Raw genomic sequence first — 20,177 nt, 5'->3', positions numbered from 1 at the left:
CAAGAAAAAAGCGCGAGGCCTTTGCAAGCTCGCGCTTTATAAATATTTACAAGTAACTATAAATCAATAGCTTATCGCATGGTGACGAATTCTTCAGAACCGGTAGGGTGGATCGCCACAACGGCGTCAAAATCAGCTTTAGTGGCGCCCATTTTCATCGCTACGGCAAATCCTTGGATCATTTCATCGACCGTAAAGCCAATGCCATGGAGACCGACAACTTTTTCTTCGGGTCCGGCACAGACAAGCTTCATACGGCAAGGCTGACGGTGTTGTGTTAGCGCTGTGTACATCGCCGCAAAGGTGGAGTTGTAGACTTTAATGTTGTCTTTACCGTATTTAGCCTCGGCTTCAGGCTCAGTCAGGCCAATAGTACCAATCGGTGGGTGACTAAATACCACGGTTGGTACTAGGTCGTAGTCCATCTTCGCTTCTGGTAACTCTGGGTTAAATAAACGCTCTGCCAGTAAGCGACCTGCTTTCACTGCCACAGGAGTAAGCTCAATGCCACCTTCCATAATGTCACCGAGGGCATAAATCCCTTTAGCAGTGGTATTTTGCCATTCGTCGACTTTAATGTGGCCACTTGGAGTGGTTTCAACATCGGTGGCTTCCAGGTTAATTTTATCCGTCACCGGCTCGCGACCAATGGCCCAAATGAGTTTATCTACGGTGTAAGATTCACCGTTTTCAAGGTGTAGAGTTACAGAGCCATCGTCTTCTTTGGTGACTGACTTAGGCACGGCGTGGGTATGTAAAGTTGGGCCTTCTTTTTCCATCACCTCGGTTAGGGTTTCCACTAACACTGGATCAAAGTTACGCAGTGGCGCGTGTTTACGTACAAACAAGTGCGTTTCTGTGCCTAGGCTATGTAATACCCCGGCAAGCTCTACGGCAATATAGCCAGCCCCCACAACAGCAACGCGGCGCGGCTGTTCGGTTAGCTCGAAAAAGTCGTTAGAGTCAATGCCGTGCTCGGCACCAGGAATATTAGGAATGGTTGGGCGACCACCAACGGTTATATTAATGTGGTCCGCAGTGTAGTGTTCACCGTTCACTTCAATGGTGTTGTTATCAACAAATTTAGCAAAACCATTGATCACCGTTACGCCGTTACTGGCGAGGTAATTATTGTAGCCTTTGTGAATACGGCCAATGTAGGCTTCTCTGCTTTCTACTAGTTTCCCCCAATCAAAGTTTTTTAGCTCAACGTCAAAGCCATAGTCCGGGGCATATAGTTTAATTGCCTCGGCAACTTGGGCGCCATGCCACATTGCTTTTTTTGGTACGCAGCCGACATTAACACAGGTACCACCTAGGTGTTTTGCCTCTACTAGCGCTACTTTAGCACCGCGCATTGCCGCTCGGTTTGCGGAGGCAATACCGCCGCTGCCGCCGCCAATGGCAATATAGTCGAAATGTTGAGCCATAAAAATTCCTCACCAATTATTTGTTTTGCTTTTGCTTCACTAACTTTACTACAAAGAGGATGCAAAAGTTCATCGTCTAGTCTATTAGATAGTGACCAATATAACGCAAAAATTCATTCAGATACTTGTAAATGCGGTCAGTCATCCCTATTTCAAGCTTCTAAGTAGAGTAAAAGAAAACGAGTGTGCCCATGAGTAACCCATTAATCGCGCTGGAAGGATTACCTCCTTTTTCTAAGATTAAGCCAGAACATATTGTTGACGCCCTAAAAGCCGCCATTGATCACTGTCGTGAAACGATTGATGAAGTGCTTAAGCAGCCTACTTACAGTTGGGATAATTTTGTTTTACCGCTGGAGGAAGCAGACGACAAACTGGCGCGGATGTGGTCGCCTGTGTCTCATATGCACTCGGTGGTAAACACAGAGGCATTGCGTAAAGCTTATGATGAGTGCTTACCACTTATTTCTGAATACTCCACCTTTGTCGGTCAGCATCAGGGGCTTTATGAGGCCTATAAAGCCATTAAAGAGTCGGATGAATTTGCTCTGTTAACCTTGGCGCAGCAAACCTCGATTGATAACGCCTTAAGAGATTTTCAATTGTCTGGTATTGCATTGGCACCTGAGCAACAAAAACGCTTCGGTGAGATCAGTGCGCGGTTATCAGAGCTGGCGTCGAAATTTGGTAATAATGTCATGGATGCAACGCAAGCGTGGCACAAACACATTACTGATGAATCGGAGTTGGCCGGTTTGCCTGAGTCGGCGCTGGCACTGGCAGCACACACAGCAGAAGCCAAAGGTGTAGACGGTTGGGTCTTTACATTAGATATCCCGTCTTATTTGCCATTAATGACCTATGCCGACAATCAAGCATTACGTGAAGAAGCCTATCGCGCCTTTGTGACACGCGCTTCCGATCAAGGCCCTAATGCTGGCGAGTTTGATAACTCAGAGATCATGCACGAAGAGCTAACGTTACGCCATGAGCTGGCGCAACTGTTAGGCTTTAGCAACTATGCTGAGAAATCACTAGCAACCAAGATGGCAGAAAGCCCAGCTCAAGTATTTGAGTTCTTGAACGATTTAGCTGCAAAGTCAAAGCCTCAAGCAGAGCAAGAAGTAGCCGAGCTACGCGCCTTTGCTAAGCAAGAGCACGGTGTTGAAAGCCTTAAGCCATGGGATTATGCCTATTATGGAGAAAAGCTAAAACAAGCGAAATATGCCATTTCAGACGAAGAGTTACGCCCGTATTTCCCTGAGCACAAAGTATTGTCAGGCTTATTTGAAACAGTTAACCGCTTATTTGGCATTACAGTAAGCGAAGTAGAGGGTGTTGATACCTATCATCCTGATGTTCGCTTCTTTGCTATTCATGATGGCAATGGTGAGCTGCGCGGTAACTTTTATCTCGATCTATACGCTCGTGAACACAAACGCGGTGGCGCTTGGATGGATGATTGCATGGGCCGTAAAGTACGTGCCAGTGGCGAGTTGCAAACCCCAGTTGCCTATCTGGTCTGTAACTTTAATAAGGCCGTTGGCGATAAGCCCGCGCTCTTTACTCATAACGAAGTAACCACCTTATTCCATGAGTTTGGTCATGGTATCCACCATATGCTAACCCAAGTAGATGCAGCTCCTGTGGCTGGTATCAACGGCGTTGCATGGGATGCCGTTGAGCTGCCGAGTCAGTTTTTAGAAAATTGGTGCTACGAAGAAGAAGCATTGAATTTCATTTCAGGCCACTATGAAACGGGTGAGCCATTACCCAAAGAGATGCTTGATAAGTTATTGGCAGCGAAAAACTTCCAGTCTGCCATGCAAATGCTAAGACAGCTTGAGTTCTCATTGTTTGATTTCCATATTCATGCCGACTTTAACCCGACGCAGCCATGTCAGATCCAAGCGACGTTAGATGCGGTACGAGAACGCACTGCGGTGGTGAAAGCACCAGAGTTTAACCGTTTCCAGCATGGTTTTAGCCATATATTTGCTGGTGGTTACAGTGCCGGCTACTATTCATACAAATGGGCCGAGGTGCTGTCTGCGGATGCTTTTTCGCGCTTTGAAGAAGAGGGTATCTTTAACGCCGAAACCGGCCGCGATTTCCTTCAGCATATTTTAGAAAAAGGCGGCTCGGAGGCACCCATGACTTTATTCACACGCTTTAGAGGTCGTGAACCCAAAGTCGACGCCTTATTACGCCACAGTGGCATCGCCGCATAACTGCTACAAGAAGCGCTCTATTTAGAGCGCTTTTTTTTGCTCAACTTCTGCTTTTGGCTAGCAAAATTGGTTTCTCTGTCTATCCTATAAAGATATGAATTATTGGGGAAATTCACATGACTAAACTGGTTCTCGCCATTGACGATGACAAACTTGTGCATCACATCATTGATGAAGCACTGTCGGGTAGTTGCAAATTGCTGCATGCTAAAAATGGTGATGAAGGGCTGCGGTTAGCGCAAAAGTACCATCCAGACATTATTCTGCTGGACGTGGAAATGCCTGGGATCTCCGGTTTTGAAGTGTGTAAACAGTTGAAGCAACATGCCAATATCAGCGAAATTCCGGTGATGTTCTTATCTTGCCGTGCCGATATATCGGAGCGGATGCGGGGATATAATGCCGGGGCCGCCGACTACATCGTTAAACCGTTTGATGCCGAAGAATTACTGGCGCGGATTAAAGTACTCGATGACTATCGCAAAACATCATTACAACTAAAACAAGACGTGCAACGGGCACAAACCACTGCTGAAATCGCCATGATTGACTCGGGCGATATGGGGCGCATTATGCGCTATGTGGGCCAGTCTTATCATGCCCACGATCTTAATACTTTAAGTAATTACTTTCTTGAGTTTTTTATGCCCATGGATCTCGATGTCGCGGTGGCGTTTTGGTATCACGATGAGGCGGTGTTCTTTTCCAGTGAAGGGGCTATTCAGCCCATAGAGCAAGAACTATTTGAGAAAAACCGTGGCGACAGTCGCTTTGTTGACTTTGGTCCGCGCACCATCATTAATTACCCCAAAGTATCGCTGTTGATTAAAAATATGCCAGTGGATGATATGGCGGTTTATGGCCGTTATAAAGATTTATTTCCGCACCTTTTAGAGGCCACAGACGCTAAGCTAAAAGACATGGAGGTCAGTGAACAAGCACTTAAACAAGTGGAGCAAATTGGCCAAGTGTTTGCGGAGTTAAGCGATCATCTCACCGGCGTGGGCGATCATTACAGTAACAAGGTTGAAGAGTTTCAAAGTATTATCAACAGCGATAAACTCAATGCGCTAAAAAGCAGTGATGCTGAACAACTGAAAGAGCTGTATGAACACTTTACCTACCTCAGCGATGAGTTGGCCATTATTAAGTTACGCTTAGGTGAGGTCACCGAAGTGCGACAACAATTAATTGAGAGCCTAAACAAAATAGCAAAACCTTGGCAGGAAAGTGACGTGCCCAGCCAAAATGATATTGAGCTATTTTAAATCATGCCATTGCGCGTCAACATCGATACGGTAGGCGCAGACAGCATCTAATGAACTGTGTATACTGCCTGCGGTAACTATGTTTGGGAGTCGCGCTTGTTTATCCACACGCCTTTTACAGAAAATCGCCCCTATCTCGATAACATCACACAACGATTTAAGTTGTCTGAATTACACACTGACGACTCACCGTTTCGTTTAGTTTATGACGAACTCGGTCTGCAGTTACTGAAACAAGACGAGCCGAAACTAGGCGCGATCCGAGTTGACTTTGTCACAGGTGCAGTTGCGCATCGGCGTAAGTTTGGTGGCGGCAAAGGTCAAGCGATTGCTAAGGCTGTGGGGTTGAATAAAGGGGCAATACCTACGGTATTAGATGCCACAGCTGGACTGGGTCGCGATGCCTTTGTGTTGGCCTCCATGGGCTGTAAAGTGGTATTACAAGAGCGCAACCCGATTGTTGCAGCGTTACTCTACGATGGCTTAGAGCGCGCCTATCAAGACGCCGAAATTGGCGAGTGGGTAAAAGATTGTATGCGTTTAGAGTATGGCTCAAGCCATGATCTTCTCACCCAAGCACAATGGCAGCCGGATGTGGTTTATCTTGATCCTATGTTTCCTCACCGTGAAAAATCGGCGCAAGTTAAAAAGGAAATGCGAGTTTTTCAACACCTAGTTGGCGATGACCCCGATGCCGATAGTCTCTTGCCCAATGCCCTTAAACTGGCCAGCAAGCGCGTAGTGGTAAAACGCCCTGACTATGCTGGTTTTCTCAATGATAAAACCCCCAGTATGCAGATAAAAACCAAGAAAAACCGCTTCGATGTTTACGTTAATGCCGCGATGAAATAAGTAGGGTGGCGGCCTTTATTTTTAGTTTAAGCGTCTAGATGGCTGTCATCATAAAGTCGTATTTTTATCACAGTTCCCGAATTAGAGAGTCACTTTAATCAGATTGTCATAAATTCTTAATACTCTGTACGGCGTACAGAGAAATTAGGGTTGTGATTCTATGCGTGTGTCTACTTTTACTCGATTGTTGGCTATCTTACTTGCCACTGCCAGTGTGTTTCTTGCCATCAGTTTATTTTGGGCCAGCCAAGTACTGACAGAGTTAGATACTCAGGACAATGCCTACAACCAAGTTAAAAATGCAGTGATCATTGAGTTAGAAGGCACCATTGAAGACTACCTCAGTGCCGGAGACAGCCAATATCTGGGCCTGGCTGAAGAGCAGATCACGACGCTACAACAAAAGTCGCAATTACTTCCTGCCAACATTGCTGCGCAATTAAATTCCCAGTTAGAACAGTTACAAAGCGATATTAGTGGAAAATACCGTGCGCTTGGTAAGCTATCGGGTAACGAATTAGCATTACTTGATAATGCTTTACGGCAAATGTCTGGGTCGGCATCAAGCTTAGTTAATTACGCCAATGAAGCAGAGCAGCAAAGCACCAGTGAGCAATATTTTCGCTTGGCTGCCGACTATTATGGCGAAGTGTCTAACCTTAGCCTCTATACCTATAAATTGGTGATGGAATATGACCAAGCCGTAGAGCAAAGCCTGATGTCGAGCCTAAATCGCTTAAAAGCCATTTCACAACAAATCGATCAGCTGCCAAATCTTGGGTTAATGACAGAGGTGGATGAGGATGAATTGTTTTTTGGTGCAGAGCCTGAAGACAAGGTACTGGAGATAAAAGCCGAGTTGGTAAGTTGGCCAAAACGCTTTGCCCGTGATCTGAATAATACGCTTGAACAGTCAAAGCAGCGCCAAGCGGGAATGTTGGCATTGCGAGGCGACATTAAAGCAATTTCACAGCGTATCCTTGATGCCGAGTCTTTATTGAAAGAGCAACAAGCGGAGGTTAAGCAAAACGTCTTTATGTTGTTTGGGGTGGCCATCGGCTTACTGGTACTGCTGGCCGTAGGGGTTTATTTAGTGCAGTTCAAACAAGTACTCACACCGCTCAGGCAGCTTCGCGATGGTTTTGCACAACTCATTGAAAGTAATGAGCTGCGTAATATCGAAAGTAAAAACCAAAACACTGAAATTGGCGAAATAGCCAGTTACTTTAACCAGTTAATTGAGCGCCAGCGTGGCGAAGCCGATGAGCGAGCTGAGATGCTCACCATGATCAGTGACTTTATGGCAGAAATGAATCGCAACTTGGCAGAAATATCAGCGCAAGCCGGCAATACCTTTGAGCAAGTGGAGCAAAACCAGTCTCAACTCGACTCATTGCGTACTTTGGGTGCCGATGCCAATCACATTAATAGCCAAGTGGCCGATAATGCCAATCAAACTTTTGAGGCAATGAATCAAAGCGTTGCCTACGCCGACTCCATGCTCAGCGCTTCATCTACAACCCAGCAACGGGTAGAGCAGGGATTGGATAGCCTTAATGAGTTACTGACTGGGGTGTCCGATGTTAGCAATGTGATTGACATGATAAGCTCCATCGCAGAACAAACCAACTTATTGGCTCTAAATGCCGCCATTGAGTCAGCACGCGCTGGCGAACATGGTCGTGGCTTTGCTGTGGTGGCCGATGAAGTGCGGAAATTGGCACAACAAACTCAAGCATCGTTAACCGATATTCATAAGCAGCTTGATGCTCTGAGTGATAACTCTAACAAGGTTTCCACGCAAATATCGGCCCTCGCCGATGAAGCGCAGCAACAAACCACCCATGCCCAGGAGCTTAAACGTAATTCAGAAGGAGTCGCCGAGAGCGCGCAAAGCGCCAATCAAGTGGCTGCTCATGCCATGGAATTAGCGAACCAGCAATCGGATCTGCTCGATACTTTTGGTCATGCTATGGACAGTATGAAAGGGCAAGTGAACAGTTCACATCAGCAGGTGCAACAAATTCAACAAAGCTTAAAAGAGAAAATGCATGAGATCCGCAGCACACTGGGCTTAGCTTAAGGGCATATTTAAAAGCTAGTTCGGCATAAAAAAGGCCGCATTAGCGGCCTTAAATTGGGGAACATAGGCCTCATATGAGGCCTATTATGTCATTGAGTTATGGTTTGTACTGCGCGTCTAATGTTACGCCAGAGAAGGTGCTGTAAGCATTGATGCTTAAGTGCCAAGTACCAGCTTGTGGATTAGTGAAAGTACAAGTTTCATTGTTACCACTTTCATAAGGACGACAGTCGTAGCTGCTTGAAGTTGGCTGTGAACCAAACTTAACGAATAAGTCGCCATCACCTGTGCCACCAAAAGTTTTCACAGTGAAGTCGCTCATGCCTTCTGGTACTTCAATGGTGTAGTGTTTCCACTGACCACGAGATGCTGAGATGTCTTCAACCGTGCCACCGCCAGCTTGCGGAGTGCCAGTGCTAGATTCAGTTGTGGTCGCCACTAGGCTGACACCTGAATAGGCTTGGTAACCATTGATCATCACGTGGTAAGTACCTGCTTGTGGTGCATCAAAGCTACAGGTTTCACTATTACCACCCTTATATGGACGACAATCATAGCTGCTCGCGGTTGGTTGGCTGCCTTGTTTAACGTAAAGATCTGCATCACCCGTACCGCCGCTCATAGAGAAAGTCACATTGCTCTTGCCAGCTAATACTTCAAAAGTGAAGAACTGATCGCTGCCTGCAGAACCGCTTAGGCCTGTTTTAGCTACGCCGTCTTCAAGCTCATTGCCAGTAGGTGGTGTAACATCACCTGACGCAGCGTCAACCGCAGCCGAGGCATCAACAACACCGGTACCACAGTTAGAGCAAGTGCCTGCGAATGCTTTGGTGGTATTTTTTAGGATTGACTCAACCTCATCGGGTGTTGCAGTTGGTTTCGCTTGCTTAATTAGCGCAGCAACACCGGCAACGTGTGGTGCAGCCATAGAAGTACCTTGTGAGTAGTGATAGCTATCACTCACTGGTGCACCTGAACCTGAGTTATGAGTAGACAAAATACCTTCAGGGTCGTTAGCAAAGCTTTGGGCACCACCTGGCGCTGCAACGTCAATGTTAGAGCCGTAGTTTGAGTAGTAAGCACGGCTACCATCGCGGCCTACAGAAGCCACATTAATGATGCCATTACAGTTACCCGGGTTATAGTTGGCTGAGTTATCGTTATCGTTACCTGCAGCGATGACAATCGCCGCGCCATTGTTACGCGCTTGGTTGATGGCATTTTGTGTGGTTGAGCTACACGCACCAGAGCCACCTAAGCTCATGTTGATAACGTCGGCTGGATTCGGGTTAGCTGGTAAGCCAGAAACCGAGCCACCTGATGCCCAAATAATACCGTCGGCGATATCTGAAGTCAGACCACCACATTTACCCAGCACACGCACCGGCACGACTTTAGCATCGTAAGCCACACCGGCAACACCTTCACCATTGTTGGAAACCGCTGCAACGGTACCTGCAACGTGCGTTCCGTGCCAACTTGAGTCTCTTGCACTATGAGTGTAACCACACTCGTTTGCAGAAACGGCATCACCTGGATCGCGAGCGTCGCTATCGCGGCCGCCACCGTCGTTAGCCACAGAGATGTCTGAGATCATATCGTAGCCAGGTAAAATATTGGCATTTAAGTCTGTATGCGGACGGTAACCTGTATCCAGTACCGCAACTACAACGCCACTACCTGTCGCTTTATCCCACGCAGCTGGCGCATTGATCCCTGCTGCGGATTCGAAATAGTGCCATTGATCGCTGTAACGCGGATCATTAGGGGTTGCGAATGGCTGTAGCATTTGGTCAATTTCAATGTATTCAACATTGCCAGACGCCATTACCTCCGCCATAAACTCGTTTGCTTCAGCTGCTGACAGCTTTTTATCTGCACGCATAACATGGTGTTTGTTCAATGCCATCGGGCGCACATAACTTGCTCTTGCATTTGCTTTAGTACTTCTAAAGCCCTTAACAAAGCTTTTGGCACGTTGTTGCATCTTAGCTGGAGACATATCAGCTGATGATAGGCTCATAGTTTGAAAGTTATTATCTTTGTATTTAATGATGAACTGTGTGCTTCGAGTGTTTTGAGCTGACAGCTTCTTAGCTGTTGCTGCTAATGCAGTATTATTCAATGTCTCATTTGGTGTCGCAGTTGCTGCTGTTGCAGTAAATAGTGTGCTTAATGCAACACTCAGCGCTGCACGCTTAAAGTTTTTATTAAATGTCATAATGTTTCCCTAGTTTCTAACTTGTTATTCAGCTGTTAAGAGGCTGATAGTTTTCGAAAGTAAACGTTGCGTTATAAAAAAGAAAGCGCTGTTTTGTTATTTGCACTAATGATTTGGTTATATGGAGATGTATAAATGGCTCGTAATATTTTTTAAGTTGTTGAATAAAATGGATAAGTTTCATTTTGGTGGCAGTGTGAGTAAGTTTTTATTACAATGTAAATGACTGTAAACAAAATTGATTGAATAGAGCTTTATGCCTAAAAATCTCCAAGCACCTTTCAATAAGTTAATTATAAAGTGCTGCTTTTTATTTTTAATTTAGTTGTTAATGGCTGCTTTTGTGACATTGAAACTTTCTATAGTGTTAATTATTTTTACATCTTGGCGGTTGTAAATAACACGTTGCAGCAGAGGGCTTGCTGTGAATTATGGCATTATCTGGGTATAATTCGCCTTTGCTTTCATTCTTGTAGCGGATGCCTATTTAGTCAGTGGTTAGCTTTTTTAAAATCACGACATCAAAACGGCACTGGTAGGCAAGGGGCCAAATAATAGTGGGTGGTGAGAATAGATATATGCAGCAGCTAGATGTCGTTGTTATTGGCGCAGGCGCCGCGGGGCTAATGTGTGCAGCACAAGCGGGCTATCGCGGCCGCAAGGTGGCGGTTGTCGATATGGGTAAAAAGCCTGGCCGTAAAATTCTTATTAGTGGCGGCGGGCGCTGTAACTTTACTAATGAAAACGCGTCGCCGAGTAATTACCTGTGTAAAAACCCCCACTTTGTGAAGTCGTGTCTCAGTCGCTACAGCCAACATGATTTTATCGAGCTAGTAGAGCGACACGGGTTGCAATATCACCACAAAACACTCGGACAGCTGTTTTGTGATAATAGCGCGCAAGATATTGTTGATATTTTACTGACTGAATGCCAGTGGGCCGGGGTGGATGTTCACCTGCGCCAAGAAGTTGTGTCAGTAGAGCAAACAGAAGACGGCCGATATCTGATTAACACCAATACCCAACGCTTTAATTGTGAGTCCTTGGTGGTTGCCTCCGGGGGATTAACGATGCCAAAACTCGGCGCCACACCAATAGGGTATAAGATTGCCGAGCAATTTGGCTTAAGCGTGTTACCTACCACCGCGGCGTTAGTGCCCTTTACCCTGCATGAGCACGACAAAACACGCTTTGATGGCTTATCGGGGATCAGCATCGACAGTCTAGTTACTAGCGAAAGCGGAGTGCAATTTCGAGAAAATATCTTATTTACCCACCGCGGACTTTCTGGTCCTTCGATTTTGCAAATCAGCTCATTCTGGGAAGCAGGAGAGTATGTTAGTATTAACTTACTTCCTGATATGAATGTTGCAGAGCAATTGCATCAGTGGCGAACTGAACAAGGGCAAAAGAGCTTAAAGAACCTACTTTGCACCTTGCTGCCTAAGCGTTTTATTGAAGCGCTGATTAACGACGGCAGTATCCCAGATAAAAATGCCAATCAGCTTAGCCACAGCGAAATCGACCTACTAGCAACAACACTCACGCAATGGCAAATAAAGCCCAATGGCACTGAAGGCTACAGAACCGCAGAAGTCACCTTAGGTGGTGTGGATACGGACGAATTAAGCTCAAAAACCTTTGAAGCCAAAAAGCAAAAAGGCCTGTATTTTATTGGTGAGGTCACCGATGTAACCGGTTGGCTCGGCGGTTATAACTTCCAGTATGCGTGGAGTTGTGGCTGGGCCTGTGGGCAGGCTTGTTAATTGTGCCTTACTCAATCTGCCGCGGCCGTTGCTAGCGGTCTAAAATTACCTCATGGTCGCGGCAGCTAACCCACATAGGCGGCCAATTTACCTCGATGCTCGAGCTTTTTTAAAAAGAGGTTTGGCTTCATTAAATGCAAACTCACTTTGACCACTACGCCATTAAGACTAAAAAATAATCTAAGAAATAAGTTTGCATTGTATAAACTATCAGAGTAGTCTGTGTGCACGGCTTCAGAAAGCCAAGTTTATATGTTCATACCTCGTTGCTTCATAGTAGTTCCTCGCGATATCTTCAGCTAAATTTTGTTTTCTTCTTGCTTTACTACCTGATCTCAGGTCACTCATTTTTTATCTAGGATATCTATTATGTCTACTACCGCAACCGGTTCAGTAAAATGGTTTAACGAGTCAAAAGGCTTTGGCTTTATTTCACAAACGTCTGGTCCAGATGTTTTTGCTCACTTTAGCGCGATTGCTGGCGATGGCTTTAAAACGCTGGCTGAAGGGCAAAATGTTCAGTTTACACTGACCCAAGGCGCAAAAGGCCCACAAGCTGAAAATATTGTCTGCATATAACTTATAGTAACCCACTGAATTAAGCGAATTGCTTTTAAGCATTTAATATTGCTGCATTCTTTCCTACTTGTTCAGTTATTACGCTGAACAAGTAGCTTCCTACTGTGACAAAACTAAGCGTTTTATACGCCAACACACATACCTACTGTCTCATCAATTTACCAAAACAGATTAAGCATCTGCTGTACTTAATTTCAAAATAACAACGGGAAACGATGGGCGAAAAAAGAGAAAATAATTATTTTAAATCCAACAATTAATTCATCAAACAATCATTACGACAACCCCATTCCTGGCCGCGAGTACATCATCAAAGTGCTGGCCGGCGTAAAAAAACACCTGAACCGAGAGCAGATAGCTCAAGCTTTAAAGTTATACTCCGCAACAGATAAAGAAGCGCTAAGAAGGCGTTTGCGTGCCATGGAGCGCGATGGTCAACTGTTTTTTGATGCCACCAATGGTTACCAAGTGGTTGATAAAACAAAGTTAGTAACAGGAGTCGTGAGCCTCCACCGCGACGGTTACGGATTTGTAAAATACCACAGCGACCAAAAAGACTTGTTCTTGCCACAAAATCAACTCAAGCATGTATTTCACGGTGATGTTGTACAAGTACTTAAATCACCAATCGCAGCAAAAAAGTCATGTCATAAGCTAGTTAAAGTGATGGAGCATAAAACCACGCATATTGTCGGTGTATTAAAACAGCGTGGCGGTGAAGCCTATTTGGCCGCGGATGACAGTAGAATTCATCACCGCTTAACCGTGGATAAGCGCTCTTTTACGGCTGCTACCTTAGGACAGTATGTTCATTGTAAAATTACCCACTATCCTAACCATCGTCGTTCAGGCTTAGTAGAAGTTGAAAAGGTGATTGGTAAAGCAAATAGTTCTGGGTTAGCGACTAAACTTGCCTTATTACGCCATGGAGCCAATCATACATGGACGAATGAGTTACTCGCTCACGCGCAAAACCTCGGAAATGAAGTGGCAGAGCACGATAAAGCGGGACGAATCGATTATCGAGATACTCCGTTCGTAACCATAGATGGCGAAGATGCAAAAGATTTTGATGATGCGGTGTATTGCGAGCGCAATGAACTCGGTGGTTGGCGGCTATTAGTTGCCATTGCGGATGTATCGCATTATGTAAAACCAGAGGATATGCTTGATGTTGAAGCGCAAACCCGCGCAACCTCGATTTACTGTCCTGGCTTAGTCACTCCCATGTTGCCCGAATCCTTATCCAATGGGCTGTGTTCGCTTAATCCACACCAAGACCGTCTGGCGATAGTATGCGATATGACCATCAGTGAAGACGGTGAAATTACTCAATCATTCTTTACTGAAGGGGTGATACAATCGCACGCGCGGCTTACTTACGGGCAAGCAAATCAAGTACTGACTAAACGTCAAACAAGGGCTAAGTCGGCTGAGAAAATGCGTCCGCAGATAAAGAACCTCCATGCACTTTACCGAGTGCTGAAAAAGGCGCGCAAACAGCGAGGAGCAATTGAGTTTGAGACCATAGAGCGCAAATTAGAACTCAACAAGCATGGCAGTATTACCGCCATAAAACCCGTGGTGAGAAACGACGCCCATCGTATGATTGAAGAGTTTATGCTGGCTGCAAATATATCTACGGCGAGCTTTCTGGCGCAGCAAAAGATCCCTGCGATGTTTCGAGTCCATAGCGGACCGCAAAGTAAAAAGTTGGCCTCTTTGAAAACCTTACTGTCTGACAAGGGGTTAACGCTAAAAGGCGCAGAGCAACCGACGCCGCAAGACTATAATACGTTGTTGCAGCAAGTACAGCATCGCTCAGATAAAGAGGTGCTTAACATGTTATTGCTGCGCTCACAAAGTCAGGCGGAGTATTCGTTGGAAAATAAAGGGCACTTTGGCTTAGCGTATCAAGCGTATGCACATTTTACTTCGCCAATCCGCCGTTACCCTGACTTGCTCACTCACCGAGCGATCCGGGCAAAAATACAAAACAACAGCAATGGCATGATAGCTAAGGTATTGAGCTTTTTAACTGCTGATAAGCTCAAAGTAAACGCATTCAATAAAAAAGCATACCCATACTCTAAAGAGCAACTAGAAAAGCTAAGTACGCATTGCTCATTGCAATCACGCAAAGCAGAAGAGATCAGCCGTGAAGTTGAAGCTGCGCTGAAATGTCAGTATATGAAGCCATTTGTTGGCCAGACGTTTTCTGCCACGGTATCAGGCGTGACCAGCTTTGGCTTTTTCGTCGAATTAGCAGAAACCGGCGTTGAAGGCTTAGTGGCTATCGAATCACTAAACAACGGCGCATACGAATTTGATGCTCAAAGACAACAATTACATAGTCACGACAGCAGTATTAAACTGGGTCAGCAAGTGAGCGTGACGCTGCAGCGGGTGAATGAAAAAGAACGCAAGCTCGCGTTTACGCTAAATGAACGCTAAACACGAGATGCCTGTTGTTAAATCCATGGAGAGATATCGCTTAGCAATTGCAAACTTATCCGCAGCATAAAGCAATCTTCGAATGGCAAAGCGTTAAAAAATTGCGCTGGTAGCGCTATTTCTCAGTGCGATTTCAGACACTCTTTAACTGGGCTCAGCCATTTTGCACTGGGGTCAATCACTTCGGGTAGTTCTATTTCGCTCGGGTTGGCGCTTGCGGTGGCGCTTAATAGCGCGCTTAAGAAGGGGAGTAAGAATTTCATATTTTTATTTTTTTCAATAAGTTGAATCTAGACAAGGCACGTAACCGCTCAGTTACGTGCCGCTGTGTATCAGGTTAATTCGCTACAGCTGGTTGGCGAATTGCGCCTCGTTGAGCGCTTGCTCACTTTCTAACTCACCACGGTGGTCACTGGCAAGCTTTTCATACAGCAGTGGCAACACAATTAAGGTAAAGAAAGTACCAATCAGCATCCCAGCCACCAAAATAATGCCTATGCTATTTCGGGCCTCGGCACCAGCGCCGGTAACCAGTACCAGTGGGAAGTGGCCAAGCACCGTAGCGCCGGTGGTCATTAAAATTGGTCTCAGACGAGTGGCGGCTGCGCCTTTTACTGCGTCGAACTTCGATTTACCTTCCAGTTGTAGGTGGTTGGCAAACTCCACAATCAAAATGCCATTTTTGGCAATAAGACCAATGAGGGTGATAAGGCCAATCTGGCTGTAGATATTGACCGTGGTTAACGATAAAAACGGCAACATTAACGCCCCAGCCAGTGCCAACGGCGCACAGCCCAACAACACCACCAGTGGGTCGCGTAAGCTATTGAATTGAATAGTCAGTAAAAAGTACACCACCACCATCGCCACCAGTAATACGCCAACCATGGTATTGCCTTCCTTTCTAAGTTGTCGCGACTCACCAGCATAATCAATTGAGTAATACTGCGGTAAAACCGCTTTAGCAATGTCTTCAACTTGCGATAGACCTTGCTCTTTGGTGATGTGCGGCAATGTTCCCGCCATAATACGAAACGAGCTTTGTTGATTAAACGAACCCAAGACTCGGGGGCTGGTAAAGGTACGCAAGGTGGCAAAAGCAGAAACTGGGATCAGTTCGCCGCTGTCGGTGCGGATCTGCATGTTGAGTATATTCTCAGGATTATAACGCTGATTATCACCAACAATGGGGATCACGCGATAGGCCTTACCGTCTTTGTTAAAGTAATTAGCAAAGTTATTCGACATATAAATGCTGAGCTGCTGGTTCACTGCTGCCAGATCTAACCCCAAATCGGCAACCAATTCACGGTCAATTTCAAGCTCAGCTTGAGGCAGGTCGAGCTTCAGGTCGGTGTTTACAAACATAAAACTACCGCTGGCATTGGCCTGCTTTATAATTTCATCCGCGTACTTTTTCATGGTTTCAGGGTCGTCATTGGCGCGCAATACTAACTCAACATCAAATTGACCAGCGGTGGGTAAAGAGGCTGGCAGAATAGGGAATAGGCTAAGCCCGGTGACACGGCCTAAACGACCATATAAGTCATAAAGTAAGTCATGCACTGAGTGTTCGCGTTGCTCAAATGGCACCAGTTCAACGCCACCAAAGCCCGCTGCGGCGGTGAGTATTTGCCATGTAAACTGCGCCCCTTCGGTGTCGTTCATCACCCGGGCGGTGTCATTCATTTTCTCCGCCGTGTAGGCTTGCGAAGACTCCGGCGGCGCTTCTACAACCACTTGTATGCTGCTTTGATCTTCAATGGGGGCGAGCTCTTTTTGCGATAAAATATAAAAAGGCGCCGATAACAATGAAAACACAATGGCAATGAAAAACACCTGTGGTCGCCACTGAAAGAGTGTATCTAAGGCTTTTGAATAAAAGGCTTGTAGGCGGTCAAAATAGCCATTGACGCGCTGAGTAAACTTGCCTTCTTTACCTCCTTCGGGGTTTACATAAGCACTCATGATGGGCGACAACGTAATAGCCACCAAACCTGAGATCAGCACAGCAATGGCCAAAGTAAAGGCAAACTCACGGAACAAGAAACCGGTAAGCCCGGTTAAAAAACCAATCGGCGCATACACCGCCGCCAAGGTCAGGGTCATGGCAATGATCGGCACCAATAACTGCCTTGAACTTATCAAAGCCGCTTGTAGGCGAGGCTTACCTTCGCGCATGTGGCGAGCGACATTTTCCACCACCACGATGGCATCATCCACCACCAGTCCCACCGACAATACAATGGCTAGAATAGTTAATAGGTTGAGCGAAAAGCCCACTACCGAAATCACTGCAATGGCACCAAGAATGGAGATAGGGATCGTCACCAGTGGTACCATGGCGGTTCTAAATGAGCCCATCATGGCAACTACCACAATGCCCACCAATAATACGGTTTCCGCCAGGGTAGTAAAAATTTCTTTAATGGAGTCGCGCATGTAAAGGGTGCCATCGTAACCAATGGTGATGTGCATGCCATTGGGAAGCAGGGTGTTGATTTCATCGAGCTTAGCGTACAAGGCATCGCCAATTTCTATCTCATTAGCACCTGGCAGTGCCCAAACGGCTAAAAATACCGTATCGTGGTAATCTAATCGCGCGGTCACCATGCCCTCAGCTTCACCCACTTTAACCTCGGCCACGGCATCTAGAGTCAGTTGGGTGCCAGCCACTTCTTTGACCACTAAGTTTTTAAACTCGGCAACGCTCTTCAGGCTAGTATTAGCCATCACATCAATACGTTGGCGGCTATTTTCACTATAGCCTATGGTGGCGATGGTGTTGTTGGCCTGCAAGGCGCGATAGACATCGCTGGCACTTAAGTCATAAATGGCGAGCTTTTCCGGGTCAAGCAAAACGCGCATGGCCGGGTTGCGGCCACCTTCCAACGTTACCTTTTGCACCCCGTCGATATCCGACATGGAAGGCACCACGTTGCGAATTAAATAATCACTCACTTCATGGCGGGGAAGGCCTTGTGATTCAACATCAAGATAAAATACCGCATAAGGGCTATCGGTACGCACGATTTGAATCGCAGGATCTTCGGCACCGGTAGGCAGTTCAAACTTAATTTGATTCAACCGAGTGGTGAGTTCTGCTAGGGCATCAGTGGTATTGTGATTGAGCTCTAACCAAGCGGTCACTTTACTGAGGCCCGAGGTGGTCACTGAGTCAACATAATCCACCCCAGGTACCGTTGAAGCTACTCGCTCAATGGGTTCTGTGACATAACCTTTAACCACATCGGCGGCAGCACCGGTGTAAACGGTATTTATCACTAAAGAGGCACTTTCTATTTTTGGATACTGCTGTATTGAAATATCACGAGCGGCGTTCACTCCGGCAATAATAATCAAGACACACAACACCACCGCAAGCACCGGGCGGTTGATGAAAATATCCATCAATGAGGGTTTGTTTTCATGTAATGAGCTCATTATTGCGCCTCGCTTTGCTGTCCTGCTGCTGCGGTTTGCTCGGTATAAACTAATAAATCTTCTTGCAGTTTAAAGGCGCCTTCGGTGGCGATAAATTCGCCCCCAGATAAACCCGATAACACCAGCTGCTGATCCGCCACTTTTTCACCTAGGGTGACCTTTACCGGTTTCGCCCGCCAATTTTGTTGTTGGTCTTTTTCTAAGCGGTAAACAAATTCACCAAAGTGATTTCGGGTAATGGCGTTACTTGGTACCACCGCGGCCTTCACCGTTTTGGTCGGGACGAATACCGCAGCCATTTGGTTATGGCTGTACTTTGCCGCTGGGTTGGCCAGTAGCGCGCGGTAACCTTGCTGTCGTGAGCCCATATCTAACGCGGCATTTTTAGCAATGACTTGGGCATCCACAGAGCTGTTGCTGCCTGCGACTTTAACGCTCACCTTATCACCCAGCTGTGGCTGTGGCAGGGTTTGTGGTACTTGAAAATCCACCCAAATGGCGTCGTCATTGCCCACCAAGGTGGTAATGGCACTGTTGGCATCAAGCAATTGACCTGATTGATATTGGTCGAGACCGGTTTGCCCGGCAAACGGAGCGCGAATGGTCTTTTTTTCTATGAGTGCCGAAAGCCTTTGTACTTGCGCTTGATTAACGGCGACCTCTGCCGCTGCACGGTCAACTTCATCTGGGCTAATGCGCTTCTCAGCCAATAGCTTTTTAAAGCGCTGGTAGGTGGACTTGGCTAGCTTCACTCGGGCTTTTGCTGCTTGCAAGTCCGCTTCGTCAATGCTGGTGTCGAGTTTAATTAGCACCTGATTGGCGCTTACTTGCTCACCTGGGGCAAATCCTACGTAGGTGATGGAACCTGGGTATTCATTACTAATGGTGAGCGTTTGGCGAGCCTGAAGCTGACCCACCACTTTGACCGATTGTTGATGCTCTGTGGTGGTCACATACGTGCTTTTTACCGCCGCGGATGGCTCGGGAAAAGATTCTCCAAAGGCAATCGCCGCTTGTATTTGTTTAAATTTTATCAAACCCAGTGCAGCAATGACGATGATGATGATAAAACTGGCACTAAGCCAACGCTTGATGTTCATACTTTCTCCTCTAGTCCTTTAACGCAGCTCAAGCTTTTCAAGCTCGCCTTCAATCCGAGTCAGTGACTCGTCAGTGATGGGATACCGCCAAGGGTAGCTGTTTAATAGCCGTACTGCACTACGAATAATGGGGTGATTAATGGCCAAGGGCGCTTGTAATGATGCATTACCTTGGGTGATTTGTTTGGTTTGCTGGATCCGCTGTACTTGATCGTGGCCAACATTCAGCGCCCAGCCGCTGATCATAATTTCTTCGATGATCTCGTCTAGGTTAGGCACGTCGAGCAGCTCTTTGGCGTCGACGCTTTGCAGTAAGGTTTGCTTAAACAGCTCCTCACAACGGCCGCAGGTGTTGATCACTTTTTCAGTCCAAAACGGTGAGGCGCGGCGGATCACCGCTTCATTAGTAGAGAGCGATTGCAGATCGTAATCAAATGCGAAGCGCTGCATTTTTTCTGGCGCAACCAAGCAAACCGCTAACACCCGCTCTGGGGTATGCAGTGGCAAGGAAAGCACCTGCTCATAAATGCTCGATGCATGACCAAAGGACTCGCAGGCCAGTGCCAATACAAGGTCTTCTTTTGATTGCACAAACTTATATACCGAGCCCATAGATAACCCGGCGCAGACCGCCACCTTGGCCATGGTAAAGTCGGTCACAGAGGAGTCATTAATGCATTGCTCTGCAGCTGAGAGGATCATGCGCTGCTGAGTTTGCTGATCGTATTTAGGTGCTGGTGCCATAGCTT

12 protein-coding genes are annotated in these 20,177 nt (G+C 46.4%); 7 read left to right on the top strand and 5 right to left on the bottom strand.

Features of this window, described 5'->3' with window-relative positions; translation table 11 throughout:
* Positions 1-71 precede the first annotated feature (71 nt).
* A complete protein-coding gene (gene gorA, locus R3P39_RS11530) occupies positions 72-1,430 on the bottom strand; it encodes a glutathione-disulfide reductase (RefSeq protein ID WP_336567619.1) in 1,359 nt (452 codons plus the stop codon).
* 191 nt (positions 1,431-1,621) lie between these two features.
* On the opposite strand from gorA, the gene prlC reads away from it, so the two are divergent.
* From prlC to R3P39_RS11510, 4 genes are all read left to right on the top strand, one after another.
* A complete protein-coding gene (gene prlC, locus R3P39_RS11525; RefSeq protein ID WP_336567617.1) occupies positions 1,622-3,661 on the top strand; it encodes an oligopeptidase A in 2,040 nt (679 codons plus the stop codon).
* Between the two features lie 116 nt (positions 3,662-3,777).
* Positions 3,778-4,929: a response regulator transcription factor gene (locus R3P39_RS11520; protein ID WP_336567616.1), complete on the top strand. Its 1,152-nt coding sequence runs from the start codon at positions 3,778-3,780 to the stop codon at positions 4,927-4,929.
* A gap of 96 nt (positions 4,930-5,025) precedes the next feature.
* Positions 5,026-5,781, top strand: coding sequence for a class I SAM-dependent methyltransferase (locus R3P39_RS11515; protein ID WP_336567615.1), 756 nt, complete (start codon positions 5,026-5,028; stop codon positions 5,779-5,781).
* Positions 5,782-5,941: 160 nt separating this feature from the next.
* Entirely contained in the window at positions 5,942-7,864 is a 1,923-nt protein-coding gene (locus R3P39_RS11510) for a methyl-accepting chemotaxis protein (RefSeq protein WP_336567614.1), read from the top strand.
* Between the two features lie 97 nt (positions 7,865-7,961).
* Here the strand turns inward: R3P39_RS11510 and R3P39_RS11505 are convergent, their stop codons facing one another.
* Complete coding sequence (locus R3P39_RS11505; protein ID WP_336567613.1) at positions 7,962-10,085, bottom strand: S8 family peptidase; 2,124 nt, start codon at positions 10,083-10,085, stop codon at positions 7,962-7,964.
* Between the two features lie 578 nt (positions 10,086-10,663).
* On the opposite strand from R3P39_RS11505, the gene R3P39_RS11500 reads away from it, so the two are divergent.
* The 3 genes from R3P39_RS11500 (at position 10,664) to rnr (ending at position 14,884) form a co-directional block, all read left to right on the top strand.
* Entirely contained in the window at positions 10,664-11,851 is a 1,188-nt protein-coding gene (locus R3P39_RS11500) for an NAD(P)/FAD-dependent oxidoreductase (RefSeq protein WP_336567612.1), read from the top strand.
* A 369-nt stretch (positions 11,852-12,220) separates the two neighbouring features.
* The gene (locus R3P39_RS11495; protein ID WP_336567610.1) at positions 12,221-12,430 is read left to right on the top strand and encodes a cold-shock protein; all 210 of its coding nucleotides are present in this window, start codon (positions 12,221-12,223) and stop codon (positions 12,428-12,430) included.
* Between the two features lie 234 nt (positions 12,431-12,664).
* On the top strand, positions 12,665-14,884 hold the full coding sequence (gene rnr / locus R3P39_RS11490) for a ribonuclease R (RefSeq protein WP_336569302.1): 2,220 nt from the start codon (positions 12,665-12,667) through the stop codon (positions 14,882-14,884).
* A gap of 345 nt (positions 14,885-15,229) precedes the next feature.
* On the opposite strand, the gene R3P39_RS11485 is transcribed toward rnr, so the two are convergent.
* From R3P39_RS11485 to R3P39_RS11475, 3 genes are read right to left on the bottom strand one after another with little or no spacing between them, the layout of a single operon-like run.
* A complete protein-coding gene (locus tag R3P39_RS11485) occupies positions 15,230-18,328 on the bottom strand; it encodes an efflux RND transporter permease subunit (RefSeq protein ID WP_336567609.1) in 3,099 nt (1,032 codons plus the stop codon).
* Positions 18,328-19,428 carry an efflux RND transporter periplasmic adaptor subunit gene (locus tag R3P39_RS11480; protein WP_336567608.1) on the bottom strand — a complete coding sequence of 367 codons (1,101 nt, stop codon included), beginning with the start codon at positions 19,426-19,428 and terminating at the stop codon, positions 18,328-18,330. The genes R3P39_RS11485 and R3P39_RS11480 overlap by 1 nt, the downstream gene beginning before the upstream one ends.
* Before the next feature lie 18 nt (positions 19,429-19,446).
* A complete protein-coding gene (locus R3P39_RS11475; RefSeq protein ID WP_336567607.1) occupies positions 19,447-20,172 on the bottom strand; it encodes a TetR/AcrR family transcriptional regulator in 726 nt (241 codons plus the stop codon).
* Positions 20,173-20,177: the final 5 nt, after the last annotated feature.

Source organism: Pseudoalteromonas sp. UG3-2, assembly GCF_037120705.1.
GTDB lineage: Bacteria > Pseudomonadota > Gammaproteobacteria > Enterobacterales > Alteromonadaceae > Pseudoalteromonas.
The sequence above is the reverse complement of the archived record's forward strand: the minus strand, read 5'-3'. Positions and strand labels throughout refer to the sequence as shown.

Coding starts and splice junctions, on each gene's coding strand:
- gorA (WP_336567619.1), bottom strand. CDS start 1,430: ATGGCTCAACATTTCGACTATATTGCCATTGGCGGCGGCAGCGGCGGT.
- prlC (WP_336567617.1), top strand. CDS start 1,622: ATGAGTAACCCATTAATCGCGCTGGAAGGATTACCTCCTTTTTCTAAG.
- R3P39_RS11520 (WP_336567616.1), top strand. CDS start 3,778: ATGACTAAACTGGTTCTCGCCATTGACGATGACAAACTTGTGCATCAC.
- R3P39_RS11510 (WP_336567614.1), top strand. CDS start 5,942: ATGCGTGTGTCTACTTTTACTCGATTGTTGGCTATCTTACTTGCCACT.
- R3P39_RS11505 (WP_336567613.1), bottom strand. CDS start 10,085: ATGACATTTAATAAAAACTTTAAGCGTGCAGCGCTGAGTGTTGCATTA.
- R3P39_RS11500 (WP_336567612.1), top strand. CDS start 10,664: ATGCAGCAGCTAGATGTCGTTGTTATTGGCGCAGGCGCCGCGGGGCTA.
- R3P39_RS11495 (WP_336567610.1), top strand. CDS start 12,221: ATGTCTACTACCGCAACCGGTTCAGTAAAATGGTTTAACGAGTCAAAA.
- R3P39_RS11485 (WP_336567609.1), bottom strand. CDS start 18,328: ATGAGCTCATTACATGAAAACAAACCCTCATTGATGGATATTTTCATC.
- R3P39_RS11480 (WP_336567608.1), bottom strand. CDS start 19,428: ATGAACATCAAGCGTTGGCTTAGTGCCAGTTTTATCATCATCATCGTC.
- R3P39_RS11475 (WP_336567607.1), bottom strand. CDS start 20,172: ATGGCACCAGCACCTAAATACGATCAGCAAACTCAGCAGCGCATGATC.